27 protein-coding genes are annotated in these 22,728 nt (G+C 72.1%); 14 read left to right on the top strand and 13 right to left on the bottom strand.

Features of this window, described 5'->3' with window-relative positions; translation table 11 throughout:
• Positions 1-29: 29 nt before the first annotated feature.
• Positions 30-977 carry a DMT family transporter gene (locus HNR57_RS24665; RefSeq protein ID WP_184562932.1) on the bottom strand — a complete coding sequence of 316 codons (948 nt, stop codon included), beginning with the start codon at positions 975-977 and terminating at the stop codon, positions 30-32.
• A 75-nt stretch (positions 978-1,052) separates the two neighbouring features.
• Here HNR57_RS24665 and HNR57_RS24660 point away from each other — a divergent pair, with 75 nt between their 5' ends.
• Positions 1,053-1,955: a LysR family transcriptional regulator gene (locus HNR57_RS24660; protein WP_184562931.1), complete on the top strand. Its 903-nt coding sequence runs from the start codon at positions 1,053-1,055 to the stop codon at positions 1,953-1,955.
• Positions 1,956-2,007: 52 nt separating this feature from the next.
• On the opposite strand, the gene HNR57_RS24655 is transcribed toward HNR57_RS24660, so the two are convergent.
• On the bottom strand, positions 2,008-2,481 hold the full coding sequence (locus tag HNR57_RS24655) for a pyridoxamine 5'-phosphate oxidase family protein (RefSeq protein WP_184562930.1): 474 nt from the start codon (positions 2,479-2,481) through the stop codon (positions 2,008-2,010).
• Between the two features lie 132 nt (positions 2,482-2,613).
• Here HNR57_RS24655 and HNR57_RS24650 point away from each other — a divergent pair, with 132 nt between their 5' ends.
• On the top strand, positions 2,614-3,264 hold the full coding sequence (locus HNR57_RS24650) for a cysteine hydrolase family protein (protein WP_184562928.1): 651 nt from the start codon (positions 2,614-2,616) through the stop codon (positions 3,262-3,264).
• On the opposite strand, the gene HNR57_RS24645 is transcribed toward HNR57_RS24650, so the two are convergent.
• Complete coding sequence (locus HNR57_RS24645; protein ID WP_184562926.1) at positions 3,251-3,730, bottom strand: Rieske (2Fe-2S) protein; 480 nt, start codon at positions 3,728-3,730, stop codon at positions 3,251-3,253. The two genes, HNR57_RS24650 and HNR57_RS24645, sit on opposite strands and share 14 nt — an antisense overlap.
• 197 nt (positions 3,731-3,927) lie before the next feature.
• Between HNR57_RS24645 and HNR57_RS24640 the strand changes: the two genes are divergently transcribed.
• Both HNR57_RS24640 and HNR57_RS24635 read left to right on the top strand, forming a co-directional pair.
• Positions 3,928-4,683 (top strand): HipA family kinase, encoded by a 756-nt coding sequence (locus HNR57_RS24640; RefSeq protein ID WP_184562924.1) that lies wholly within the window; start codon positions 3,928-3,930, stop codon positions 4,681-4,683.
• Entirely contained in the window at positions 4,680-5,093 is a 414-nt protein-coding gene (locus HNR57_RS24635; protein WP_184562922.1) for a DUF3037 domain-containing protein, read from the top strand. Before HNR57_RS24640 ends, HNR57_RS24635 begins: the two co-directional genes overlap by 4 nt.
• A gap of 19 nt (positions 5,094-5,112) precedes the next feature.
• On the opposite strand, the gene HNR57_RS24630 is transcribed toward HNR57_RS24635, so the two are convergent.
• Positions 5,113-5,613: an excalibur calcium-binding protein gene (locus HNR57_RS24630; protein WP_184562920.1), complete on the bottom strand. Its 501-nt coding sequence runs from the start codon at positions 5,611-5,613 to the stop codon at positions 5,113-5,115.
• 230 nt (positions 5,614-5,843) lie between these two features.
• Here HNR57_RS24630 and fabG point away from each other — a divergent pair, with 230 nt between their 5' ends.
• From fabG to HNR57_RS24605, 5 genes are all read left to right on the top strand, one after another.
• Positions 5,844-6,605, top strand: a complete 762-nt coding sequence (gene fabG / locus HNR57_RS24625; RefSeq protein WP_184562918.1) for a 3-oxoacyl-ACP reductase FabG — start codon at positions 5,844-5,846, stop codon at positions 6,603-6,605.
• A gap of 12 nt (positions 6,606-6,617) precedes the next feature.
• Positions 6,618-7,376: an SDR family oxidoreductase gene (locus HNR57_RS24620; protein WP_184562916.1), complete on the top strand. Its 759-nt coding sequence runs from the start codon at positions 6,618-6,620 to the stop codon at positions 7,374-7,376.
• A gap of 197 nt (positions 7,377-7,573) precedes the next feature.
• A complete protein-coding gene (locus tag HNR57_RS24615; RefSeq protein ID WP_184562914.1) occupies positions 7,574-9,160 on the top strand; it encodes an ABC transporter substrate-binding protein in 1,587 nt (528 codons plus the stop codon).
• Between the two features lie 92 nt (positions 9,161-9,252).
• On the top strand, positions 9,253-9,936 hold the full coding sequence (locus tag HNR57_RS24610; RefSeq protein ID WP_184562912.1) for a uracil-DNA glycosylase: 684 nt from the start codon (positions 9,253-9,255) through the stop codon (positions 9,934-9,936).
• 121 nt (positions 9,937-10,057) lie between these two features.
• Positions 10,058-10,558 (top strand): hypothetical protein, encoded by a 501-nt coding sequence (locus tag HNR57_RS24605; RefSeq protein ID WP_184562910.1) that lies wholly within the window; start codon positions 10,058-10,060, stop codon positions 10,556-10,558.
• A gap of 30 nt (positions 10,559-10,588) precedes the next feature.
• On the opposite strand, the gene HNR57_RS24600 is transcribed toward HNR57_RS24605, so the two are convergent.
• The 3 genes from HNR57_RS24600 to HNR57_RS24590 all read right to left on the bottom strand — a co-directional run bounded on the left by HNR57_RS24600 (position 10,589) and on the right by HNR57_RS24590 (position 12,370).
• Entirely contained in the window at positions 10,589-11,110 is a 522-nt protein-coding gene (locus tag HNR57_RS24600; protein WP_184562908.1) for a hypothetical protein, read from the bottom strand.
• 113 nt (positions 11,111-11,223) lie between these two features.
• Positions 11,224-11,736 (bottom strand): DinB family protein, encoded by a 513-nt coding sequence (locus HNR57_RS24595; RefSeq protein WP_184562906.1) that lies wholly within the window; start codon positions 11,734-11,736, stop codon positions 11,224-11,226.
• Between the two features lie 43 nt (positions 11,737-11,779).
• Entirely contained in the window at positions 11,780-12,370 is a 591-nt protein-coding gene (locus HNR57_RS24590; protein ID WP_184562904.1) for a TetR/AcrR family transcriptional regulator, read from the bottom strand.
• An 81-nt stretch (positions 12,371-12,451) separates the two neighbouring features.
• On the opposite strand from HNR57_RS24590, the gene HNR57_RS24585 reads away from it, so the two are divergent.
• Positions 12,452-13,636 carry an FAD-dependent monooxygenase gene (locus HNR57_RS24585; RefSeq protein WP_184562902.1) on the top strand — a complete coding sequence of 395 codons (1,185 nt, stop codon included), beginning with the start codon at positions 12,452-12,454 and terminating at the stop codon, positions 13,634-13,636.
• Between the two features lie 13 nt (positions 13,637-13,649).
• Positions 13,650-14,555, top strand: a complete 906-nt coding sequence (locus HNR57_RS24580; RefSeq protein WP_184562899.1) for a Gfo/Idh/MocA family protein — start codon at positions 13,650-13,652, stop codon at positions 14,553-14,555.
• Here the strand turns inward: HNR57_RS24580 and lnt are convergent.
• Both lnt and HNR57_RS24570 read right to left on the bottom strand, forming a co-directional pair.
• Positions 14,479-16,044 (bottom strand): apolipoprotein N-acyltransferase, encoded by a 1,566-nt coding sequence (gene lnt, locus HNR57_RS24575; protein WP_184562897.1) that lies wholly within the window; start codon positions 16,042-16,044, stop codon positions 14,479-14,481. The two genes, HNR57_RS24580 and lnt, sit on opposite strands and share 77 nt — an antisense overlap.
• A gap of 68 nt (positions 16,045-16,112) precedes the next feature.
• Positions 16,113-16,583 (bottom strand): nuclear transport factor 2 family protein, encoded by a 471-nt coding sequence (locus HNR57_RS24570; RefSeq protein WP_184562895.1) that lies wholly within the window; start codon positions 16,581-16,583, stop codon positions 16,113-16,115.
• Positions 16,584-16,677: 94 nt separating this feature from the next.
• Here HNR57_RS24570 and HNR57_RS24565 point away from each other — a divergent pair, with 94 nt between their 5' ends.
• Positions 16,678-17,280, top strand: coding sequence for a DUF4291 domain-containing protein (locus HNR57_RS24565; RefSeq protein ID WP_184562893.1), 603 nt, complete (start codon positions 16,678-16,680; stop codon positions 17,278-17,280).
• A gap of 25 nt (positions 17,281-17,305) precedes the next feature.
• Here the strand turns inward: HNR57_RS24565 and HNR57_RS24560 are convergent, their stop codons facing one another.
• From HNR57_RS24560 to HNR57_RS24550, 3 genes are all read right to left on the bottom strand, one after another.
• Positions 17,306-17,485, bottom strand: a complete 180-nt coding sequence (locus HNR57_RS24560; protein WP_102908844.1) for a hypothetical protein — start codon at positions 17,483-17,485, stop codon at positions 17,306-17,308.
• 98 nt (positions 17,486-17,583) lie between these two features.
• On the bottom strand, positions 17,584-18,459 hold the full coding sequence (locus HNR57_RS24555; protein WP_184562891.1) for an undecaprenyl-diphosphate phosphatase: 876 nt from the start codon (positions 18,457-18,459) through the stop codon (positions 17,584-17,586).
• A gap of 159 nt (positions 18,460-18,618) precedes the next feature.
• A complete protein-coding gene (locus HNR57_RS24550) occupies positions 18,619-19,089 on the bottom strand; it encodes a winged helix-turn-helix transcriptional regulator (protein ID WP_184562889.1) in 471 nt (156 codons plus the stop codon).
• Positions 19,090-19,182: 93 nt separating this feature from the next.
• On the opposite strand from HNR57_RS24550, the gene HNR57_RS24545 reads away from it, so the two are divergent.
• A complete protein-coding gene (locus tag HNR57_RS24545) occupies positions 19,183-20,352 on the top strand; it encodes a thiolase family protein (protein WP_184562887.1) in 1,170 nt (389 codons plus the stop codon).
• 20 nt (positions 20,353-20,372) lie between these two features.
• On the opposite strand, the gene HNR57_RS24540 is transcribed toward HNR57_RS24545, so the two are convergent.
• Entirely contained in the window at positions 20,373-21,164 is a 792-nt protein-coding gene (locus HNR57_RS24540) for a TVP38/TMEM64 family protein (protein ID WP_184562885.1), read from the bottom strand.
• A 342-nt stretch (positions 21,165-21,506) separates the two neighbouring features.
• Between HNR57_RS24540 and tuf the strand changes: the two genes are divergently transcribed.
• Positions 21,507-22,676 (top strand): elongation factor Tu, encoded by a 1,170-nt coding sequence (gene tuf / locus HNR57_RS24535; RefSeq protein ID WP_184562883.1) that lies wholly within the window; start codon positions 21,507-21,509, stop codon positions 22,674-22,676.
• Positions 22,677-22,728: the final 52 nt, after the last annotated feature.

Here is a 22,728-nt window from a genome sequence, read left to right as displayed (position 1 = left end):
CTCAGGACCACGGCCGGGAGGGGCCGGCACTACGACTCCGGGCGGGACTTGGGGCGTATCTGGGTGAGGGCCGCCCCCGTCAGCACGATCACGGCTCCGACCGGCGTCGACCACGTGAGTGCCTCGCCGAGAAGCGCCACGCCCGCGGCCGTGGCGATGACCGGGATGAAGTACGTGACCATCTGGGCGGTCGTCGGGCCGACCTCGGCGACCAGGCCGTACTGGAGGAGCACCGCCAGGCCCGTGCCCAGCGCGCCCAGGGCGGCGATCGCCAGCAGCGGTCCGACGGACACGCGGGTGGGCAGGGTCGTGAACAGCGGGGTGACGACCGCCAGCTGGATCGTCGCGAGCAGCAACTGGGCACCGGTCATCGACAGGTGGGAGTCGCCGGTGCCGGCCAGCGTGCGGCGGACGTAGATCCAGCCGATCGGGTAGCTGAGGGAGCCGAGCAGGGCCAGTGCCGTCCCGGTGGCGTCCAGGCCGTGGAAGCCCTGCCAGGCACCCAGCACCGTGAGCACCCCGAGGAAGCCGAGGCCGAGCCCGGCGACCCGGACCCGGGTCGGGCGGTCCTCCGACAGGGCGACCAGCGACAGCGCCATGCCCCACAGCGGTGAGGTCGCGTTGCAGATGCCGGCCAGCGTGGACGGGATGGTCAGTTCGGCGTACGCGAACAGCGAGAACGGCAGGGCGTTGAGCAGGAACGCGGCGACCGTCAGATGCCCCCAGACCCGGATTCCGCGCGGCAGCCGCTCGCGGCGCACCGCCATCGCGGCGGCCAGCACCGCCGTGCCGAACAGCAGCCGGCCGAGCGTCACCTGGAACGGCGCGTACGCCCCGGTTCCCACCTTGATGAGGAGAAAGCTGAAGCCCCAGATCAGGGACAGGGCGGCGAACCGCAGACGCCAGTCGAGGCGGCGGCGGAGCGGAGCGGACGGGGCGCCGGCGACCCGGCCGGGCGGTGTGGTGACGGTGCTCATGGCAGCCACGATGTGCCAAGAGAACCTCGTAGCACAATCGAGATTTCGCACCCGGTACTGCGTAGCATTGCTTACATGTTGAATCTGGAGCGCCTGCGCACCCTCGATGCCCTCGCCCGGCACGGCTCGGTCAGCGGCGCGGCCGAGGGGCTGCACATCACCACGTCCGCCGTCTCGCAGCAGCTCTCCAAGCTGGAACGGGAGGTCGGGCAGCAGCTCCTCGCCAAGAACGGCCGGGGCGTGCGGCTCACCGACGCGGGCCGGCTGCTCGCCGAGCACGCCGCGCGCATCCTGTCCCAGGTCGAACTCGCCCAGTCGGACCTGGAGGCGCAGCGCGGCCAGGTCGTGGGCGAGCTCAGACTGTCGGCGTTCCCGACGGCCGCGCGAGGCCTGTTCCCCCACGCGCTGGCCGCGCTGCGCGAGCGGCACCCCGCGCTCCGGCTGCGCTCCTGCGAGCTCGAACCGGAGCTCGGCATCGCCGGAGTCGTGCGCGGCGACCTCGACCTCGCCGTGGTGCTCGACTGGTACAACAAGCCGATGGCACTGCCCGACGGGCTGGTCAAGGCGTCGATCCTGGACGACCCGGCCGAGGTCGCCATGCCGGTGGCCCACCGGCTCGCGGCGCGCGAGGAGGTGGATCTCGCCGAGTTCGCCGACGACGAGTGGATCACCTGGGGCGAGGGCGAGTTCTGCCACGAGTGGCTGATGTTCACCCTGCGCTCCAAGGGCGTGGAGCCGATCGTCGGGCACCGCGCCGCCGAGAACCACACACAGCTGGCGCTGGTCGCCGCCGGGCTCGGGGTGTGCATCGCCCCGGTGCTCGGCCGGCGTCCCGTGCCCGCCGGGGTCGTGACCGTCCCCCTCAGGCAGCGGGTCCGGCGGCACGTGTACGTCGTCTGGCGCGCGGACGCGGACCGCCGCCCGTCGATCAGGGCTGCGGTGCAGGCCCTGCGGGCGGCGGGGGAGAGCGTCGGCTGACGTCCCGGGAGCGGCCGCCGCCCGGGCCCCGGCCGGAGCACCCGGGAAGCGGCTACTGCCCGGCCAGTTTGCGGAAGTCCCAGGAGACGATCTTCTCCGGCGTCAGCCGGATCCAGGCGTGCCGGCCGTCGTGCGGCATCTCCTCCAGGCCGAAGTTCTTCCGCGCGAACAGCGTCTCGGGGACGTCGAGTTCGGCGCGCAGCTCGCCCGTGCGCGGTATCTCGCCCACGAACTCGACCGTGCCGGACAGCTCGGCGCCGCGCAGCTCGTCGTACTCCTCGCCGGTGTCGACCACGATCGCCACCCGCGGGTCGCGCCGCAGGTCGGTCCAGCGCTTGCTGCGCACGACCGAGTACAGCCACATCGACGCGCCGTCCCAGGCGAACCACAGCGTGCTCACGTGCGGTGCGCCGCCGGCCGACACCGTGGCGACCCGGCAGGTGCGCTGGGTGGTCAGGAAGTCGTCCAGCTCGCCCGGCGTCATCATGATCTTCCGGCCTCTGCGCTGCTGCTGCGTGACAGTCATGCGCCCCCTCTTTCTCCCACGTCGTGCCAGAGGAGATCCTCTGACATCACGTCAGAAAAGGATGGGTTCTCTTCCGTCCGTGCGCAATGGTGGTTACGCTCGCCCGCCCAGCCGCCGGCGACAGGGGGAACCGTGCCCTCTCACCAAGCGCTCAGCGAACTCCTCGAACCGGGCACCACCGTGCTGCTCACCGTCGAGTGCCAGGAGGGCGTCGTCGGGGCGGACAGCGCACTGCCCGAACTCGCCGAAGAGGCCCGCACCGGCGGTGCCCTCGCCAACGTCGCCCGTCTGGTGGCGGCCGCCCACGAAGGCGGCGTCCAGGTCGTGCACGCCGTCGCCGAGCGCCGTCCCGACGGCCGCGGGGCCAGCCGCAACGCCCGTCTCTTCCGCGCCGCCGCACGCCTGCCCGTCCAGCAGGTGGCCGGCACCCCGGCGGTGCAGGTGGCGGCCCCCATCGAGGTCGCCGAGGAGGACCTCGTCGTACGGCGGCTGCACGGGCTGTCACCCCTCACGGGCACCGACGCCGACCCGCTGCTGCGCAACCTCGGCTGCCGCACGCTGATCGTCACCGGCGTCTCGGCCAACGTGGCCGTCCCCAACGCCGTGTTCGACGCGGTGAACCGCGGCTACACCGTCGTCGTCCCGGCGGACGCCATCGCGGGGGTGCCGTCCGACTACACCCCCGCGATGATCCGCCACACCCTCGCGTTGGTCGCCACGGTCGCGACCACGGACGAGGTGCTGGCGTGCCTGGAGCGTCCGGATGGAGTCAGGCGAGCGTGATGGAGTCGCCGTTCACCGTCACCTTCTTCGCCTCCAGCGGCTTGACCGCCGGGCCCTTCTTCACACTGCCGTCGAGGACGGAGAACTGACTGCCGTGGCAGGCGCAGGAGATGATGTCGTCCTTGAGGTCCACCATCGGACAGTTCTGGTGGGTGCAGATCGTCGAGAAGGCCTTGTAGTCGCCCGCCGCCGGCTGCGAGACCACCACCTTCTCGTCCTTGAAGATCTTGCCGCTGCCCTCGGGGATGTCGGCGGTCTTCGCGAGCGCCGCACCACCGGCTCCCGCTCCGGCGGACGAGCCGCCCCCTTCGTTCGTCGCGCCGCCGCCCTGTTCGGTGGACGGGTCGGACGCCTTGTCGTCCGACCCGCACGCCGTCAGCGCCACGGTGAGCCCCGCCGCGCCAGCCGCCGCCACGACGGCGCGGCGGCTCGGTCCCGACATCGGCTGAACTGATTCGCTGGTCATGCTGACGTTCCTTCCGGGGGTTTCGTGATCTGCGGAGAGGTACGGCCCTTGCGGACCGGCTGTTCAGACCCTGCCGAAATCCTGGCCCGTTCGCGGAAGGACACGGGTAAAGCGGAGCTGTCGGTTGGCTGTCGGGTTCCGGCCCGGTGCCGCGAGGCCGTCGCCGCGGCCGCAGCGTACGTCAGTAACCTGGGGCGATGCTCAAGGAAGTGATCGCGACCCGTTTCATCGCGCCGCTGCGCGAGGGCGGTTCGCTGCCGGGCCTGGTCGAGGCCGACGACTCCGGCACCTACGTCCTGAAGTTCACCGGTGCGGGACAGGGCCGCAAGACACTGGTCGCCGAGGTCGTCTGCGGCGAACTCGCCCGCCGGCTCGGGCTGCGGGTGCCGCGTCTGGTCACCGTCGAGCTCGACCCGGAGCTGGGTCTGGGTGAACCGGACGAGCAGGTGCAGAGCCTGCTGAGGTCCAGCGGCGGCACCAACCTCGGCATGGACTTCCTCTCCGGCGCGCTCGGGTTCGACCCGCTCGCGTTCCCGGTGAGCCCCGAGGAGGCAGGCCGGGTGGTCTGGTTCGACGCGCTGATCAACAACGTCGACCGGTCCTGGCGCAACCCCAACCTGCTGAGGTGGCGGGGCGAGCTGTGGCTCGTCGACCACGGGGCGACGATGATCTGGCACCACAACTGGCCCGGCGTGGACGCCTCCGCCGCCCGCCCGTACGACGCCTCCGACCACGCGCTGGCGTCCTTCTCGCCCGATGTCGCCTCCGCCGCCGCCGAGTTGGCGCCTCTGGTCACCGGGGAACTCCTCGCCGACGTCACCGCACAGATCCCGGACGCCTGGCTCACGGACGAACCCGGCTTCGCCGCGCCGGACGACCTGAGGCAGGCCTACGCGCGCCCGCTGCTCGCCCGGGCCGCCGTCATCCACGACCGCATCCAGGGGCTGAAGTGAACGACCGGCACATCATCAAGGGCGGCCCGCGGGACCGCCACGTCTACGAGTACGCCGTCCTGCGCGTCGTCCCGCGCGTGGAACGCGGCGAGTGCGTCAACGCCGGGGTCCTCGTCTACTGCCGGGCCGAGGCCTACGTCGGCGCCCGCACCCACCTCGACGAGACCCGCCTGCTGGCCCTCGACCCCCGGGCCGACGTGGCCGGGGTCCGGGCCGCCCTGCGCGCCGTCGAAAGCCTCTGCGCGGGCGGCTCCGCGGCCGGCCAGGCGGCGTCCGACGACCCGGGCCGCCGCTTCCGCTGGCTCGTGGCCCCCCGCTCCACGATCGTCCAGCCCGGCCCCGTGCACACCGGCCTGACCACGGACCCGGCAGCGGAGACCGAACGGTTGCTGGACCTGCTGGTGCGGTGAGGGAGGCCGCGCCGGACCGTCAGTGCCGGCGGCGCCTCACCAGGAAGCCGCCCGCGAGGACGGCACCCGCCGCGAAGGCCAGGCCGATCGCCGTCTCCCAGTCGCTCGGCCCGGACGACACCGCGCCCCCGGCCCCGCCCCGCACGCCGCGGGAAGGGGCGGCGGTCGCGGGCGCCGTGGTGCCGGAGCCGGACGGGCTCGCGGACCCGGACGGGCTGACGGACGGGCTCACGGTCGGGCTCGCCGATGGAGAGGGGCTCGCGGAGGCGGACGGCCGCACGGGGGAGATGACACCCGAGCCGACGCGGGGCAGCGACTCGCACGCGATGCCGTCGTCCGGGCCCTCGTCCTCGTCGAGTCGGTGCGGGTCGCGCCGATCCGCCTCGAAGGCGGCCTGCGCGTCCTCCTGGAAGGCGAAATCACTGCAGTCCAGGTCCTGCCGGGCATGAGCGGGGTCGGCCAGCGGCACGATCGCGGCGATCGCGAACAGCGTGCCTATGGCACCGGTGCGACGGCGCATGGAGCGTCTCCCTTCCGGCCACGGGTGGCTCGGGCTCCGACGCTAGGCGCCCGGCGGTGCGGCGGCGCGTGTCCGTAGGCCGATCGGGTGTCCCGGAAGGTGCCGCCGGGCAGGGTGGGCCCGGGTGATGGATCACATGCCGCCCCCGGCCGTTGACACCGCGTGCCAGGGCTTCTAGCGTCACACCCACTGAAGGTACTAAGCGGTCGCTCACCTGAGGAGTAGCAGTCATGTCCACCACTGAGCAGCGGGTTGCCGTCGTGACCGGTGCCGCGCGCGGCATCGGTGCCGCCACCGCCGTACGACTGGCCGCCGAGGGCCGCGCGGTCGCCGTGCTCGACCTCGACGAAGCGGCCTGCAAGGACACCGTCGAGAAGATCACCGCCGCGGGCGGCACGGCCCTCGCGGTCGGGTGCGACGTCTCGGACGAGACGCAGGTCGAGGCGGCCGTCGCACGAATCGCCCAGGAGCTCGGCGCGCCGACGATCCTGGTCAACAACGCGGGCGTGCTGCGCGACAACCTGCTGTTCAAGATGAGCGTGTCCGACTGGGACACCGTCATGAACGTGCACCTGCGCGGCGCCTTCCTGATGTCCAAGGCCTGCCAGAAGCACATGGTGGACGCGGGCTTCGGCCGGATCGTCAACCTGTCGTCGTCGTCCGCGCTCGGCAACCGCGGCCAGGTGAACTACTCGGCCGCCAAGGCGGGCCTGCAGGGCTTCACCAAGACCCTCGCCAAGGAGCTCGGCAAGTTCGGCGTCACCGCCAACTCCGTCGCCCCCGGCTTCATCGCCACCGAGATGACCAAGGCCACCGCCGACCGCGTCGGCATGGGCTTCGAGGACTTCAAGGCCGCCGCCGCCACCCAGATCCCCGTGGCCCGGGTCGGCGAGCCGGAGGACATCGCCAACGCCATCGCCTTCTTCACCGGCGAGGCGGCCGGGTTCGTCTCCGGCCAGGTGCTGTACGTCGCCGGCGGACCGCTCGACTAAGGGACCAAGAACATGACTTCCGTGGAACTCTCCGGCAAGGTCGCCCTCGTCACGGGCGCCAGCCGCGGCATCGGCTACGGCGTCGCCGAGGCCCTGGTCGCGCGCGGTGACCGCGTGTGCATCACCGGCCGCAACGAGGACGCCCTCAAGGAGGCCGTCGAGCAGCTCGGCGCCGACCGTGCGGTCTACGTGGCGGGCAAGGCGCACGACGAGGCCCACCAGGCCGTCGCCGTCGAGCGCACGATGGAGGCCTTCGGCCGTGTCGACTACCTGGTCAACAACGCTGGTACCAACCCGGTGTTCGGGCCGATCGCCGACCTCGACCTGAACGTCGCGCGCAAGGTCTTCGAGACCAACGTCGTCTCGGCGCTCGGCTTCGCCCAGCGGACCTGGCACGCCTGGCAGAAGGACAACGGCGGCGCGATCGTCAACATCGCCTCCGTCGCGGGCCTGTCGCCCTCGCCCTTCATCGGCGCGTACGGCGTCAGCAAGGCCGCGATGATCAACCTGACCGTGCAGCTCGCGCACGAGTTCGCACCCAAGGTCCGGGTCAACGCGATCGCCCCGGCCGTGGTGAAGACCAAGTTCGCCGAGGCCCTGTACGAGGGCCGGGAGGAGGAGGCCGCCGCGGCGTACCCGCTGGGCCGGCTCGGTGTGCCCTCCGACATCGGGGGCGCGGCCGCGTTCCTCACCTCCGAGCAGTCCGACTGGGTCACCGGACAGACGCTCGTCGTGGACGGCGGCATCTTCCTCAACGCCGGGACCGGCTGACGCGGACCGCGGATGAGGACCGGCACGGGCGCCGTCGGCACCGACGGCGCCCGTGCCGGCGTAAAGGAACGGCAAAAGACGATGACAACGTCGTCAAAGGTTTATCGATCAAGCGGTCATGGACGGGGAGGGTCAAGGGGCGCGGCACTGCGGTATGGTCTGCCGACCCTTGGTATGGCAGATCGAGGAGCGTGCGCGTGTTCAAGCGGAACCGGTGCCTGTGGCAGGTGGCGGCCATCGCGTCCATATCGTCCCTGCTCGCCGGGTGCGGCGTGCTGTCGTCCGACACCCCGGAGGACGAAGGACCGATTGTCCTGGGCACCACCAGTGCCCCCAGCACGCTCGACCCTGCCGCGTCGTGGGACAGCTCCTGGGAGCTGTTCCGCAACATCTACCAGACGCTGCTGAGCTATCCGACGGGCGCGAGCGACCCCCAGCCGGACGCCGCCGAGCAGTGCGGCTTCAGCGACTCCTCGAACCAGGTCTACCGCTGCGAGCTGCGCGAGGGCCTGAAGTTCTCCAACGGCGACGCGCTCGACGCGCAGGCCGTGAAGTACTCGTTCGACCGGATCCGCAAGATCAACGTCAACGGCGGCCCCGCCGGTCTGCTGGGCAGCCTGGAGCGGGTCCAGGCCCCCAACGACCGTGAGGTGATCTTCCACCTCAACAAGCCGGACGCCACCTTCCCGTTCGTGCTGGCCACCCCCGCCATGTCGATCGTGTCCCCGGAGGCCTATCCGCGGAACAGCCTGCGCAAGGGCAGTGACGTGGTCGGGTCCGGGCCGTACACCCTCGACTCCTACTCCGACGGCAAGGAAGCCGTCCTCGTCCGCAACGACTCCTACAAGGGCTACGCGGAGCGCCGGAACGACGCGGTGACCGTCCGCTACTTCCAGGACTCCGGCGCCATGGTGAAGGCGCTGCGGGACAAGGAGATCGACGTGACCTACCGCGGCCTGGCCGCCGGAGACGTCGTCGAGCTCCAGAGCAAGTCCTCCAAGGACGAGGAGATCCAGCTCGTCGAGGGCACGGGCACCGACATCAACTACCTGGTGTTCAACCCGAAGGACTCCTGGGCGAACAAGAAGGCCGTGCGGCAGGCCATCGCGCAGGTCGTCGACCGGGCGGCGATCGCCCACAAGGTCTACAAGGACACCGTCGACCCGCTGTACTCCATGGTCCCCAAGGGCCTCACGGGCCACACCACGGGCTTCTTCGACGACTACGGCGACCCCGACGTCGCCAAGGCCCGCAAGATCCTCACCGAGGCCGGCATCAACCAGCGCGTCCCGCTCACCTTCTGGTACACGAGCGACCGCTACGGCTCCGAGACCGCCGGGGAGTTCAAGGAGCTGAAGCGCCAGCTGGAGGACTCCGGCCTGTTCTCGATCAGCCTGAAGAGCCGCCCCTGGAAGACCTATGTCGAGGGCTACCAGAAGGGCGAGTACCCGGTGTTCGGGCGCGGCTGGTTCCCCGACTTCCCGGACGCCGAGAACTTCATCGCGCCGTTCGTCGGCGACCAGAACGCCCTCGGCACGCCCTACCCGGCCCCCGAGATCACCGGCGATCTGTTGCCCCGCTCGCGCCGCGAGAGCGACCGCGCGAGTGTGGAGAAGGAGTTCGAGGAGGCCCAGCGGATCCTCGTGGACGACGCGCGGCTGCTGCCGCTGTGGCAGGGCCGGCAGTACGTGGCGGCCAGCCGGGACGTCTCGGGCGCCGAGCGGGCCCTGGACCCGTCGACGATCATGATGCTGTGGGAGCTGCACCGCAAGACCGCCTGGTAGGCGGGCCGGCTGCCGGCTTTCCCGGGCACGTTGTCAGTGGTCGCCTGTAGGTTCTGTGGCCTGAAGTGACCGCACATCGTGAGGACGTTGACGTGACCGACATCGCCATGCTGCCCGAGTCCTGGCGCGGGGTTCTGGGTGACGAGCTGCAGCAGCCCTGGTTCAAGGAGCTGACGGAGTTCGTCGAGGAGGAGCGGGCGAAGGGTCCCGTCCATCCGCCGCGCGAGGAGGTCTTCGCGGCGCTGGACGCCACGCCGTACGAGGAGGTCAAGGTCCTGATCCTCGGTCAGGACCCGTACCACGGCGAGGGGCAGGGGCACGGGCTGTGCTTCTCGGTCAGGCCGGGGGTGCGGATCCCGCCGTCCCTGCGCAACATCTACAAGGAGATGCACCAGGAGCTGGGCACGCCGATCCCGGACAACGGCTACCTCATGCCGTGGGCCCGGCAGGGCGTGCTGCTGCTCAACGCGGTGCTCACGGTCCGCGGCGGCGAGGCCAACTCCCACAAGGGCCGGGGCTGGGAGAAGTTCACCGACGCAGTGATCCGGGCCGTGGCCTCGCGCCCCGACCCGGCGGTCTTCGTTCTGTGGGGCAACTACGCGCAGAAGAAGCTCCCGCTGATCGACGAGTCCCGGCATGCCGTGATCAAGGGAGCGCACCCCTCGCCCCTGTCCGCGAAGAAGTTCTTCGGCTCGCGACCCTTCACGCAGATCAACGAGGCGGTGGCGGCACAGGGGCACACGCCGATCGACTGGACGATCCCGAACCTGGGCTGACGCACCCGGCCGTACGGCCGTGCCGTGCCGGGCCCGGCGGTGTCCGGAGCCGCCTGAGCCGGATCGCCCCCGGCTGGGGTTAGCGTCGGCGGGAACAGCCGGCGAGTGCGCGGAGGGCGTCGTGGCGGAGCGACAGGAGCAGGCGGCGCCCGATGCCGTGCTGACGCGGATCGGGCAGGTCGTCATGCTGCACCACGCGGGGGACCGGGAGGAGGCGAGGCACCGGTACCTCGGCCTGTGGGCGGAGATCGGCGAGCACGGCGACCCGCTGCACCGCTGCACCCTCGCCCACTACCTGGCCGACACCCAGGACGACCCGGCGGACGAACTGGCCTGGGACCTGCGTGCCCTGACGGCGGCCGAGGAGGCCAGGGAGGAGGCCGTCGCGGTGGCCGCGGTGATCGCGATCTACCCCTCCCTGCACCTGAACCTCGCGGACGACTACCTCGGACTCGGCCGCCGCGACGCCGCCCGCACGCACCTGCGGTGGGCCCGGGAGGCCGCCGCCGCCCTCGCCGACGACAGCTACGGCGAGGGCGTGTGGGCGGCCATCGGCCGCCTGGAGTCCCGGCTCGGGGAGGGCGGCGCGGGAACCTGGACGCCGCCGCGGCAGCGGCCCTGACCCGCCGGCCGAGGCCCGGCCGGCGTCCGTTCAACGCCCGTACGTGTCACGGCAGATCGTCGCCTCCGGGCTGTCCGCCCGCCACCCCCCGTAGCGCCTGCCCAGCGCGCATACGTCCGCGTTGCCGTTCGGGACGCTCTTCTCGACGTCCTGACGTCCCGAATCCGACACGTCGGGGAGGTCGGTTTGCGACCGCTGGGGGCCGCGCCGAGCGGGCCCGGGGTGCTGCGGACGGGCGGGGCGCGGACGGACGTCGCGGTGGACGGGCTGCGGCGTCCCCGGTTCCGGCGCGGCCGCCGGAGGCATGGCCGGGCGGGTCGCCGGCGCGGCCGGCTCCGGGTGGCGGGACTCCTCTTCGATGAGCTGCAGCGCCTCACGGACCGGCGCCTGCACGATCTGAGGCTCCGCCGCGTCCTGCCGTTCCGGCGCCGGCGGCCGGGGCGGTGCCGCCGGGGGGCCCGGCGCGGTGGGATGCGGGACCGTCGTACAGCCGGTGAGGGCCGAGACCGCCACGGTCAGCAGGAGCGTCGCTGTGGTCGTCGTTCGATGCACCCGCGCAACTCTGGTGCGTCCGGCCCCCGGTGAGCCCGTGGACAGGGTGCAGGATGCCCCGCGCGGGTGATCTCGCGCCCCGTACGGAGGTCGCCGGTGTGACGGGGGTGACGTCAGTCGCCGGTTGCACCGTCGATGCGCTCGCGGATCAGGTCGGCGTGGCCGTTGTGCCGCGCGTACTCCTCGATCATGTGCGTGTAGATCCAGCGCAGGTTGAAGCGCTCGCCGGTGCGCCGGTGCTTGCCCTCGGAGATGTCGTCGAGGCCGAAGCGGGCCGCGTTGCGCCGGGCGGTCTCGATCTCGGCCTGCCAGGTGGCGTACGCCTCCTCCCACGTGTCGGACTCGGAGAGATGGAACTCGCCGTCCGGATCCTCCTCGGTGTAGTAGACCGGGCCGGCGTCCTCGGCCGTGAGGACCTTGCGGAACCAGCCCCGCTCCACCTCCGCCATGTGCCGCACCAGCCCCATCAGGCTCAGCTCGGACGGCTCCACCGCGGCGGTGCGGAGCTGGGCGTCGGTCAAGCCCTCACACTTCCAGGCAAGGGTCCGGCGGTGGTAGTCCAGCCAGCCCTCCAGCATCGTGCGTTCGTCGGCGGTGGTGGCGGGCTCGTGGCGTTCGTTCGTCATGGACGCATCCTTTCCGAGCCGCCCCTGCCGCACCACAAGATTTTCAGCCCCCCAGCATGCCTTCCAGCAGTTCCCGCAACCCGGCCCGCACCTCCTCCAGGCTCGGCACCTCGGCGCCGAACGACCCCGCCACACAGCTGAACATCAGCCCGTCCGCCCAGGCGATCAGCGACAGGGTGTGCCGGGCCGGGTCGGTCGAGCCCAGGCCGGTGACCAGGGCGGCCAGCTGGTCCCGGAAGCGGGCGCCCGTGGCGTCGAAGAACGCCCGCAGCTCGGGGCGGCGCGTCGCCTCCAGGGCCAGTTCGTAGCGGGCGAGCGTGAGTGCGCGGTGGCCCGTCAGGGCCCGGTGGGTCGCCAGGGCCAGCGCGTCCGCCAGGGAGGCGGCCCCGGCCCCGGGGTCCGGCATCTCGTGCAGGGCCAGGACCCGGGCCTCGCGCTCGGCCAGACGCCGCACCGCCAGCTCCAGCAGGGCCTGCCGGGTGCGCGCGAGGTTCGACGTGGAGCCCTGGGGGAGTCCGGCCGACTCGTCGACCGCCCGGTGCGTGAGGCCGCGCATGCCGCGCTCGGCGAGCAGGGCGAGGGCGGTGTCGGCGACCAGGTCGGAGCGGGAGGGGCCGGCGGTGCGTACGGACATGGACCCAAGCTACCCGTCCGACTACAGCTGTAGTAACGTCGATGGTCTCACTACAGGTGTAGTCGCACGCGAGGAGGAGCCATGACACAGCCCGGGCATGCCGTCGTGATCGGTGGCGGTATCGGAGGTCTGACGGCGGCGGTCGCCCTGCACCAGCGCGGCCTGCGGGTCACGGTGCTGGAGCGCGCCCCATCGCTGGAACCGGTGGGCGCGGCGATCTCCCTCGCGCCCAACTCCCTGCGCGCGCTGGACGCCATCGGACTCGGCGACGAGATCCGCGACCTCGCCGCCTGGTCCGGGGACGGCGGCCTGCGGGCCCCCTCCGGCCGGTGGCTGTCGCGGTCCTCCGCCGACGCCGCCGCCGAGCGCTTCGGCGGCCCACTCGTGCTGCTGCACCGCGCCACCCTCATCGCGAGCCTGGCCTCCCGGCTCCCGCCGGGCACCATCCGCACCGACGCCGCCGCGACCCTCGCCGACAGTGGCGGTACCGACCGGCCCGCCCGGGTCAGCACCCACGGCCGGGTGCTGGAGGCCGACCTGGTGGTGGGCGCGGACGGCATTCGCTCCGCCGTACGCCAGGCGCTCTTCCCCGCCCACCCCGGGGCCGTGTACTCCGGCTTCACCACCTGGCGGATCGTGATCCCCGTGCCCGGCGCCGAGTTCGCCTCGCACGAGACCTGGGGCAGGGGCCGCATCTGGGGCACGCACCCCCTCAAGGACGGCCGCGTCTACGCCTACGGCGCCGCGGTCACGCCCGCCGGCGGCCACGCGCCCGACGAGAGGGCCGAGCTGCTGAGCCGCTTCGGCGACTGGCACGACCCGATCCCCGCCGTGCTCGCCGCCGTCCGGCCCGAGGACGTCCTGCGCCACGACGTCCACCACATCACCGCACCCCTGCCCGCCTACCACCACGGCCGGGTCGCCCTGCTCGGCGACGCCGCGCACGCCATGCCGCCGACCCTCGGCCAGGGCGGCAATCTGGCCATCGAGGACGCGATCGTCCTCGCGCACCACCGTGGCGACCTGCCCGCCTACACCGCCGCACGGCTGCCCCGCACGACCGCCGTCGCACGCCGGGCCGTGCGGGTCGCCCGCCTCAACCTCATGACGAACCGTGCCGCGATCGCCGTACGCGACACCGCCATGGCCACGCTGTCCAAGGCCGGGCCCGCACTGTTCCTGCGCGGCTTCGACGGCATCGCCGACTGGCGGCCCCCGCGGGCGGACGCCGTATGCTCCGAGCAGACCCCGGCAGGCAACCGTTAGAGGAGATCATCCCGTGAAGGTCGGCTGCATCGGACTCGGCGACATCGCACAGAAGGCCTACCTCCCGGTCCTCGCCTTCCTGCCCGGGGTGGAACTGCACCTGCAGACCCGCACACCCGCCACCCTCGACCGGGTCGCCGAGGGCCTGCACATACCGCCGGAGCGGCGGCACACCACCCTCGACTCCCTGATCGCGGCGGACCTCGACGCGGCGTTCGTGCACGCGCCCACGCTCGTGCACCCGGAGATCGTGACGCGGCTGCTGGAGGCGGGCGTACCGACGTACGCCGACAAGCCGCTCGCCTACGCGCTCGACGACTCCGCGCGGCTGGTGGCGCTCGCCGAGGAGCGGGGCGTGAGCCTCGCCGTCGGCTTCAACCGGCGCTACGCCCCCGGCTACACACAGTGCGCGGACCATCCGCGCGAACTGATCCTGATGCAGAAGAACCGCATCGGGCTGCCGGAGGAACCCCGCGCGATGATCCTCGACGACTTCATCCACGTCGTCGACACCCTCCGGTTCCTGGTGCCCGGCGAGATCGACGACGTGACGGTGCGCGCCCGCGTCCAGGACGGGCTGCTGCACCACCTGGTGCTCCAGCTCGCCGGGGACGGCTTCACCGCGCTCGGCGTGATGAACCGGCTCAGCGGTTCCGCCGAGGAGATCCTGGAGGTGTCCGGGCAGGACACCAAGCGGCAGGTGATCAATCTCGCGGAGGTCGTCGACCACAAGGGCCAGCCGACCGTGCGGCGGCGCGGGGACTGGGTGCCGGTGGCCCGGCAGCGCGGGATCGAGCAGGCGGTACTCGCCTTCCTCGACGCCGTCCGTACGGGCAAGGTGCTCAGCGCCCGGGACGCGCTGGAGACCCATGAACTGTGCGAGCGGGTGGTACGGGCGGTTCAGCAGCGGACCGCCTGAGCCGTACGGTCCGCAGGCCCTCGCCGACGGCCCACAGGGCGAGGATCAGCATCGCCGCGTGCACCGCCCAGTCGCCGTGGCGGACGTAGGGCGTGGTGCCGTGGGCGAGGGGGATCTCGTAGATCCGCGCGGCGGAGGCGTCGGTACCGAGCCATGATCCGACGCGCTGCCCGTCCGGGCCGTAGACGGCGGAGACGCCCGTCAGGGTCGCGTGCACCATGGGGCGGCCGGTCTCGGCGGCCCGCAGGGCGGCGAGCGACGCGTGCTGCCCGGGCGCCCAGCTGTGCTGGAACGTGGACGTCGACGACTGGCCGATCAGCACGTCGACGCCCTCCCGGGTGAGGTGGCGGGTCATGTCGGGGAAGGCGGTCTCGAAGCACACCAGCGGGCCGACGCGCAGACCGTCCCCGACGTTCATCACGACCGGCTGCGAGCCGCGCCGGCGGTCCTCGCCCGCGGCCTTGCCGACGGAGGTGGCCCAGCCGAGCAGGGACCGGGCCGGGATGTACTCGCCGAAGGGCACGAGCCGCATCTTGTCGTAGCGCTCGCCGGTCAGGCCGTCGGGGCCGACCAGGACCGAACTCTTGTAGATGCCGGGCTTGTCGGAGCGCCGGGCGTCCACGTTGACCAGGATGTCGGCGCCCGTCGCGCGGGAGAGGCCGGCGAGCCGCCGGGCGAGGTCGGGCCGGTCGTCGAGGTCGAAGCCGACGCTGCTCTCGCCCCAGACGATCAGGTCGGCGTCCTGGCCGGCGAGCCGGCGGGTGAGCTGCTCCTCGCGGGCGAACCGGGCGTCCGGGCCCGCGATGACGCCCGGCTGCACGGCGGCCATCCTGACCTTGCCGTCGACGGCGGGGCGGGGCGAGAACGCCCAGGCGGCCGAGGTGACGGCGGCCGTGGCGACGAGACCGGCCACGGCGGGCACCCGGGCCCGGCGGACCGCGACGAGGACGGCGACCGCGACGTTGACGGCCACGAGCAGGTAGCTGAGCAGCCACACCCCGCCGACCGAGGCGAGCCGCAGCGCCGGCTCGGTCTGCCACTGACTGCTGCCGAGCATGCCCCAGGGGCCGCCGAGCCCCTGCCAGGAACGGACCAGCTCGGCGGCCAGCCAGCCCGACGGCACAACCAGGAGCGCGACCGTGACCCGGCCGAGGGAGGGGAGCCCTCCCAGGAGACGGCGCACCAGCCAGCCCCACGGTGCCCACAGCGCGCCCAGCAGGGCGGCGATGAGGAACGTGAACACGTGCAGGCTCGGCAGCAGCCAGTGGTGCATGGCCAGCATGAAGCCGAAGCCGCCCCACCAGCCGTCGTACGCGGCCCGCTTCCCGGTCGGCGCGGTGCGCAGCAGCAGGAGCCAGGGGACCAGGGCGACGTAGGCGCACCACCACAGGGCCGGCGCGGGGAAGGCCAGGACGGGGAGGGCGCCCGCGACCGCCGCGGCGGCCGAGCGGCGCCAGGGGGAGGCGAGCCAGTGGCCGAGCGTCTTCATAGGCGCCTCCTACCCGCGGGTGCCTCCAGTGTGCGCCTTGCGGACGATCTAGCACACAGGACGCCGGGTCAGTTGACCACAGGCGCCGTCCGCGGCTCGGGAAGGCGCCGCCACTTCTCCCGTACGACGACCCCGCTCAGCCGCCACCCGTCGTCCGTGCGCAGCGCCGCGAAGGCGTACCGGCCGCCGCACACGAAGTCGGGAGCGGGTCCCGCCGTGGCCATGGGGTTGACGTAGTCGGCCTGCACCTCGGCCGTGTCGCCGGTGTCCTGCTCCCAGATCCCGAAGCGCACCCGCCGGTTGACGATCAGATGCTGCCGCATCGGGAACACCCGCAGGCTCTCCGCGAGCCAGGCGGCTACCGTCCGGACCTCTCCTTCGATGCCGCCGGCCGAGCGGTAGTCCGCCCGCCCCCGAGGGGTGAACAGTCCCCGGTACGCCTCCCAGTCACCGTCGTCGACCGCCACCGCGTAGTCGGTGATCAGCCCGTCGACGGCCAGCCGGTCCCTCACGGTAGCGAGCTCCACGCGCTGCGTCATCGGCTCAGTGTTGGGCACGACGGGGCACGAACCAAGAGCCGTGCGCGTGAAATTCGCTGGCCGCCACAGGACGACGGGGGCCAGCCTGTCCTCCGTGAACGATCGAAACGAACCGAGATTCCGGGTGCGCGCCCGCCATACCGACTCCACGATCACCGTCTACCAGGCCTACCGCCGGGAGATCGGCGGCCCCGCCGCCCGCCTGGGCCGCTTCCCGTCGTCCTGGAAGCGGGATCGCATGACCTGGATCAAGCCGTCGTTCCTGTGGATGATGTACCGCTGCGGCTGGGGCACCAAGGAGGGCCAGGAGACGGTCCTGGCGATCGAGATCCACCGCGAGGGCTTCCTCTGGGCGCTGCGCAACGCCTGCCTGTCCCACCACGTCCCCGCCCTGCACGGTGACCAGGCCTCCTGGAAGCGGCAGTTGAGGCAGGCGCCCGCGCGGGTGCAGTGGGATCCGGAACGGGACCTGCACCTCAACCCGCTGCCGCACCGGTCGCTCCAGCTGGGGCTCGCGGGGGAGGCCGCCGCGCGGTACGCGGACGAGTGGATCGCGGGGATCGAGGACGTCACGCCGCTCGCCAGGGAGATCCACGGGCTGGTGCGGGCGGGACAACTGGACGCGGCCGCCGGGCTGTTGCCCGAGGAGCGGCCCTTCGTCCTCGACGACGAGGTGCTGGCGCGGCTGCGCGCCTAGAGGGAACGGGAGGGAAGGGGGCCGCTCAGGCCGCCGTGACGACGCCGCCTCGGATCGCGGCCGCCCACTCGACGACGAGGAGCTCGTACTCCGCGCGCTCCTCGGCCGACAGGGTGCCGCCCGTGCGCTGCCACAGCGCACGGATCTCGTCGTTGACCTCGGCGGCGGGCCGCACGGAACCAGGGGTCACGAAATCGGGGGACATGCGGACAAGCCTAGGGGCAGCCACTGACAGCCCGCTACCGAACGGCTACCCGATCCCTATGCGGTTGGTCACGAGACCCGGGTCACACGGGCCCCGGGTCAGCCCGCCGACTCGGCCGCGTGCGGGCTCAGGGCACCCATGCTGACCAGCACGATGATGACGATGCCGAGGACGATGCGGTAGTAGACGAAGGGCATGAAGCTCTTCGTCGAGATGAACTTCATGAACCACGCGATCACGGCGTAGCCGACCCCGAAGGCGATCACCGTCGCGAAGATCGTCGGGCCCCACGAGACGTGGCCGCCCTCGGTGGCGTCCTTCAGCTCGAACACGCCGGAGGCGAGCACCGCGGGGATGGCGAGGAGGAACGAGTAGCGGGCCGCGGCCTCGCGCTTGTAGCCCATGAAGAGGCCGCCGCTGATGGTGGCGCCGGAGCGCGAGACGCCCGGGATGAGCGCCATGGCCTGGCAGAGGCCGTAGATCAGGCCGTCCCGGACGCCCAGGTCCTCAAGGGCCTTGCGCTGCTTGGGCGCGCGGTGCTTGCCGCCGCTCTCGTCGCGGGCCGCGAGCCGGTCGGCGACACCCAGGACGATGCCCATGCCGATCAGCATCGTGGCGGTGATCCGCAGATCGCGGAACGGTCCCTCGATCTGGTCCTTCAGCGTCACGCCCAGCACGCCGATCGGGATCGAGCCGACGATGACCAGCCAGCCCATCCGGGCGTCGGGGTCACTGCGCAGCGTCTTGTCGGTGAGCGAGCGCGTCCACGCCGAGATGATCCGTCCGATGTCCTTGCGGAAGTAGATCAGCACGGCTGCCTCGGTGCCGATCTGCGTGATCGCCGTGAAGGCCGCGCCCGGGTCCTTCCATCCCGAGAAGGCCGCCGTCAGCCGCAGGTGGGCGCTGGAGGAGACGGGGAGGAACTCGGTCAGCCCCTGGACGAGTCCGAGGATGAGTGATTCGAACCAAGACATGAGGTAACGGAGTCCAAGTGCCGATCGTGGGACGGACGACGGGCGCACCGGGCCGTCGTCGCGAGGAACGGGTGATCAGGTGTGCCGAGGGGGAAGCGTAGCGCCCCTGGAAGGCCGCTCGGACACAGGGGTTTGGATGCCGCTCCCGACCAGCGGCGATCAGGCCGCGGTGGGTCCGGTCACCGTCCAGCCGGGTGCCTGGGGGCGGGCCGTGAGGTCCTCGTGGCGCACCTCGTCGCCGCACGCCCGGCAGGTGACGGCCGGGGTGAGGGTCTGGCCGCAGGAGTGCTCCAGGAGCATCGGGCGGTCGCCGTCCGGCCGGAGATGACGGTCGCCCCACGCCATCAGGGTCACCAGCACCGGTTCCAGTTCCAGTCCCGCGCGGGTCGGCCGGTACTCGAAGCGCTGCGGGCGCTCGCTGTAGAGGTGCTTGGCCAGGATCCCGGCGTCGACGAGCCGGCGGAGCCGCGTGGCCAGGATGTCGCGCGGGGCGCCGGTGTTGCGCACGAGCTGGTCGAACCGGCCGTTGCCCAGGCACACCTCCCGCAGGACGAGCAGGGAGTACTTCTCGCCGACGAGCGCGAGGGTGTCGGCGATGGAACAGGGGCGCGGGTCTTTGCGGGCGGCCATGAGGCCCAGTCTAGGAGAGGGTTGGAATTTCCAACCCTGCGGGCTACCGTGAGTTCGGATTTCCTACTCACTGGTAATCGTGGAGGCCCGCACATGCGTGACGCAGTCATCGTCGAAGCCGTACGCACCCCCATCGGCAAGGGCAAGCCGAACGGCGCCCTGGCACACGTCCACCCCGTGGAGCTCCTCGCCCACACCCTGCGCACCCTCGTCGAACGGTCCGGGATCGACCCGGCGCTGATCGACGACGTCATCGGCGGCACCGTCGACCAGGTCGGCGAGCAGGCCATGAACACCACCCGCTACGCCGTCCTGTCGGCGGGCTTCCCGGAGTCGGTGCCCGCGACCACCGTGGACCGCCAGTGCGGCTCCTCCCAGCAGGCCGTGCACTTCGCGGCGCAGGGCGTCCTCTCGGGCGCGTACGACCTGGTCGTGGCCTGCGGGGTCGAGTCGATGAGCCGAGTGCCGATGTGGTCGAACGTGCCCGCGGGCGCGGATCCCTTCGGACCCGGGGTGGCCGAGCGCTACCCCGAGGGGCTCGTCCCGCAGGGCATCAGCGCCGAGCTGATCGCCGCGAAGTGGTCGATCGGCCGCGAGCAGATGGACGCCTTCGCCGTCTCCTCGCACCGCAAGGCGGCCGCGGCCTGGGAGAGCGGGCTCTTCGACGCCGAGGTCGCGCCGCTGGAGGGTGTCGCGCGCGACGAGTGCGTCCGGCCCGGCAGCACCACCGAGATCCTCGCGGGACTCAGGCCCGCCTACCACGACCCGGTCTTCGCCGAGCGCTTCCCGCAGATCGAGTGGAACGTCACGGCGGGCAACGCCAGCCCGGTCAACGACGGGGCCTCCGCGGTGCTCATCACGTCCAGCGAGACGGCGGCCCGGCTCGGACTGCGCCCCCTCGCCCGGCTGCACAGCTTCGCCGTCACCGGTTCCGACCCGCTGCTGATGCTCACGGGCGTGATCCCGGCGACCGAGAAGGTGCTGCGCAGGGCCTCACTGAGCCTCGACGACATCGACCTGTTCGAGGTCAACGAGGCGTTCTCCAGCGTCGTACTGGCCTGGCGGCAGGAGACCGGCGCCGACCTCGACCGGGTCAACGTGCACGGCGGGGCCATCGCCCTCGGGCATCCGCTCGGCGCGAGCGGAACCCGCCTGACGACGACGCTCGTGCACGCGATGCGGGAACGGAACGCACGCTACGCGCTCCAGACCATGTGCGAGGCGGGCGGACTCGCCAACGCCATGGTGCTGGAACGGGTGTAGCGCAGGGGCGTGACAGCGCGTCAGAGGCGGCGCAGCTGGTGCCGCTTGCGCCAGGCCATCACCACGCCCGCCAGCGCGGGCAGGGCGATGCAGGCCAGGGCGATCAGGAAGGCGGGCGAGGTCGGCGCGGACGCACGGGCGCCCGCGACGGCGTAGGCGGCGGTGTTGGGGATCGAGCCGAGGCCCGTGGCCAGCAGGAACGGCAGCAGGCCCATGCGGGAGACGGAGGCGCAGTAGTTCGCGGCCCAGAACGGCACACCGGGGAACAGCCGCACCGCCAGCATCGAACGGAAGCCGTGCCGGCTGAGCTGGCCGTCCGCGGCCTTCAGCCAGCGCCCCCGCAGCAGCGGGCGCAGGGCGTCCTGGCCCAGCGCCCGGCCCAGGCAGAAGGCGATCCCGGCGCCGAGCACGGTGCCCGCCAGCGCGGTGCCGAGGCCGAGCTGCGAACCGAACAGGGCGCCCGCCGCCAGGTTCAGCAGCGGCCTCGGCACGAACGCCACGGTGCACACGCCGTACGCCACCGCGAACACGGCCGCCGCCGCGGCTCCGCCGAGCTGTGGCGGCCAGCCCTCCGTCAGCAGGCGCTGCGGCTCGAACAGCAGCACCCCGCACGCGCCCGCGGCGAGCAGCACGACGAGCAGGGACAGCCGCGACCACGGGGACAGCAGAACTCTCGTGCAGCGGGCGGCGAAATGGGTCGGTACGGCGGGCGAGGCGTTCGTTGCCGGGGGAACGGCGACGGCGAGCTCCGCGGCGGTGGCCCGGGGAGAGGCCGTGGCGGTGCCCCCAGAGCGGGTGGTGGCATCGAGCATCCGGTGACACTAACCGACAAATGTGTGTGATCGCCGTATGGTTCGTCTCACCAGCGTCACAGCTCCCGGGCCGCGCGCCTGTGCGCAGGGCGGACGAAAACCATTCGACGTGCGGTAAAGCGTCGGCAATGATCGACGACATGTTCCGGCACGCCTTCGCCCTCGCAGCATCCGTGGTCACGGATGCCCCGAAGGCTGCCGTCGCCGCTCTCCCGGCCGTGACAGACGGCGCCCGAAGCTGACCCTCTCCGGTTCGTCCGGCGGACCCCGCAAGGGGAGGGTCGGGCAGGTCCTCGGGGTCCCACTTCCTTCTTCGCCGATCAGACGCTTCGAGGTACAGCCATGTCCAAGACGGCCTATGTCCGTACGAAACCGCATCTCAACATCGGCACGATGGGTCATGTCGACCACGGCAAGACCACGCTGACGGCCGCCATCACCAAGGTCCTCGCCGACCGCGGCAGCGGCGCGTTCGTGCCGTTCGACCGGATCGACCGGGCGCCCGAGGAGGCGGCGCGCGGCATCACCATCAACATCGCGCACGTCGAGTACGAGACCGACACCCGGCACTACGCGCACGTGGACATGCCGGGCCACGCCGACTACGTCAAGAACATGGTCACCGGCGCCGCCCAGCTCGACGGGGCGATCCTGGTCGTCTCCGCGCTCGACGGGATCATGCCGCAGACCGCCGAACACGTCCTGCTCGCCCGGCAGGTGGGCGTCGACCACATCGTGGTCGCCCTCAACAAGGCCGACGCGGGGGACGAGGAGCTGACCGACCTGGTCGAGCTGGAGGTCCGCGACCTGCTCACCGCGCACGGCTACGGCGGCGACTCCGTACCCGTCGTACGCGTCTCCGGCCTGAAGGCGCTGGAGGGGGACCCGCGCTGGACGGCGTCGATCGAGGCGCTGCTCGACGCGGTGGACACATATGTGCCGATGCCGGAGCGGTACATCGACGCGCCGTTCCTGCTGTCCGTCGAGAACGTGCTGACCATCACCGGGCGGGGAACGGTGGTGACCGGGGCGGTCGAGCGCGGTGTGGTGCGGGTCGGTGACCGGGTCGAGGTGCTCGGGGCCGCCGTGGAGACGGTGGTCACGGGCCTGGAGACCTTCGGGAAGCCGATGGAGGAGGCGCAGGCCGGCGACAACGTGGCGATGCTGCTGCGGGGAGTGCCGCGGGACGCCGTCCGGCGGGGGCACGTCGTCGCGGCGCCGGGGAGTGTGAAGCCCCGGAGGCGTTTCTCGGCGCAGGTGTACGTCCTTTCGGCCCGGGAGGGGGGACGGACGACGCCCGTCTCCTCCGGTTACCGGCCCCAGTTCTACATCCGGACCGCGGATGTGGTGGGCGTCGTCGACCTCGGCGAGGTGGCCGTGGCCCGGCCCGGCGACACGGTTGCCATGACCGTGGAGCTGGGGAGGGACATGCCTCTGGAGCCGGGGCTCGGGTTCGCCATCCGTGAGGGTGGGCGGACCGTGGGGGCGGGGACCGTGACCGTGGTGGGTTGAGGTGGTGGGGGACTGCGGGCCGCCCTGGGCCGGTCGCGCGGTTCCCCGCGCC

It is taken from the genome of Streptomyces paradoxus, from assembly GCF_014202475.1.
In the GTDB taxonomy this organism is placed as follows: domain Bacteria; phylum Actinomycetota; class Actinomycetes; order Streptomycetales; family Streptomycetaceae; genus Streptomyces; species Streptomyces paradoxus.
Note: the sequence above shows the minus strand (reverse complement) of the source record. Positions and strands in the feature narration are given on the sequence as shown.

What these genes read in the sequence shown, in the direction of transcription:
- HNR57_RS24585 (WP_184562902.1), top strand. Translation starts at nt 12,452, where the DNA reads ATGACACAGCCCGGGCATGCCGTCGTGATCGGTGGCGGTATCGGAGGT.
- HNR57_RS24545 (WP_184562887.1), top strand. Translation starts at nt 19,183, where the DNA reads ATGCGTGACGCAGTCATCGTCGAAGCCGTACGCACCCCCATCGGCAAG.
- HNR57_RS24555 (WP_184562891.1), bottom strand. Translation starts at nt 18,459, where the DNA reads ATGTCTTGGTTCGAATCACTCATCCTCGGACTCGTCCAGGGGCTGACC.
- HNR57_RS24560 (WP_102908844.1), bottom strand. Translation starts at nt 17,485, where the DNA reads ATGTCCCCCGATTTCGTGACCCCTGGTTCCGTGCGGCCCGCCGCCGAG.
- HNR57_RS24590 (WP_184562904.1), bottom strand. Translation starts at nt 12,370, where the DNA reads ATGTCCGTACGCACCGCCGGCCCCTCCCGCTCCGACCTGGTCGCCGAC.
- tuf (WP_184562883.1), top strand. Translation starts at nt 21,507, where the DNA reads ATGTCCAAGACGGCCTATGTCCGTACGAAACCGCATCTCAACATCGGC.
- HNR57_RS24665 (WP_184562932.1), bottom strand. Translation starts at nt 977, where the DNA reads ATGAGCACCGTCACCACACCGCCCGGCCGGGTCGCCGGCGCCCCGTCC.
- HNR57_RS24655 (WP_184562930.1), bottom strand. Translation starts at nt 2,481, where the DNA reads ATGACTGTCACGCAGCAGCAGCGCAGAGGCCGGAAGATCATGATGACG.
- HNR57_RS24645 (WP_184562926.1), bottom strand. Translation starts at nt 3,730, where the DNA reads ATGACCAGCGAATCAGTTCAGCCGATGTCGGGACCGAGCCGCCGCGCC.
- HNR57_RS24640 (WP_184562924.1), top strand. Translation starts at nt 3,928, where the DNA reads ATGCTCAAGGAAGTGATCGCGACCCGTTTCATCGCGCCGCTGCGCGAG.
- fabG (WP_184562918.1), top strand. Translation starts at nt 5,844, where the DNA reads ATGTCCACCACTGAGCAGCGGGTTGCCGTCGTGACCGGTGCCGCGCGC.
- HNR57_RS24595 (WP_184562906.1), bottom strand. Translation starts at nt 11,736, where the DNA reads ATGACGAACGAACGCCACGAGCCCGCCACCACCGCCGACGAACGCACG.
- HNR57_RS24660 (WP_184562931.1), top strand. Translation starts at nt 1,053, where the DNA reads ATGTTGAATCTGGAGCGCCTGCGCACCCTCGATGCCCTCGCCCGGCAC.
- HNR57_RS24570 (WP_184562895.1), bottom strand. Translation starts at nt 16,583, where the DNA reads ATGACGCAGCGCGTGGAGCTCGCTACCGTGAGGGACCGGCTGGCCGTC.
- HNR57_RS24630 (WP_184562920.1), bottom strand. Translation starts at nt 5,613, where the DNA reads ATGCGCCGTCGCACCGGTGCCATAGGCACGCTGTTCGCGATCGCCGCG.
- HNR57_RS24550 (WP_184562889.1), bottom strand. Translation starts at nt 19,089, where the DNA reads ATGGCCGCCCGCAAAGACCCGCGCCCCTGTTCCATCGCCGACACCCTC.
- HNR57_RS24620 (WP_184562916.1), top strand. Translation starts at nt 6,618, where the DNA reads ATGACTTCCGTGGAACTCTCCGGCAAGGTCGCCCTCGTCACGGGCGCC.
- HNR57_RS24540 (WP_184562885.1), bottom strand. Translation starts at nt 21,164, where the DNA reads ATGCTCGATGCCACCACCCGCTCTGGGGGCACCGCCACGGCCTCTCCC.
- lnt (WP_184562897.1), bottom strand. Translation starts at nt 16,044, where the DNA reads ATGAAGACGCTCGGCCACTGGCTCGCCTCCCCCTGGCGCCGCTCGGCC.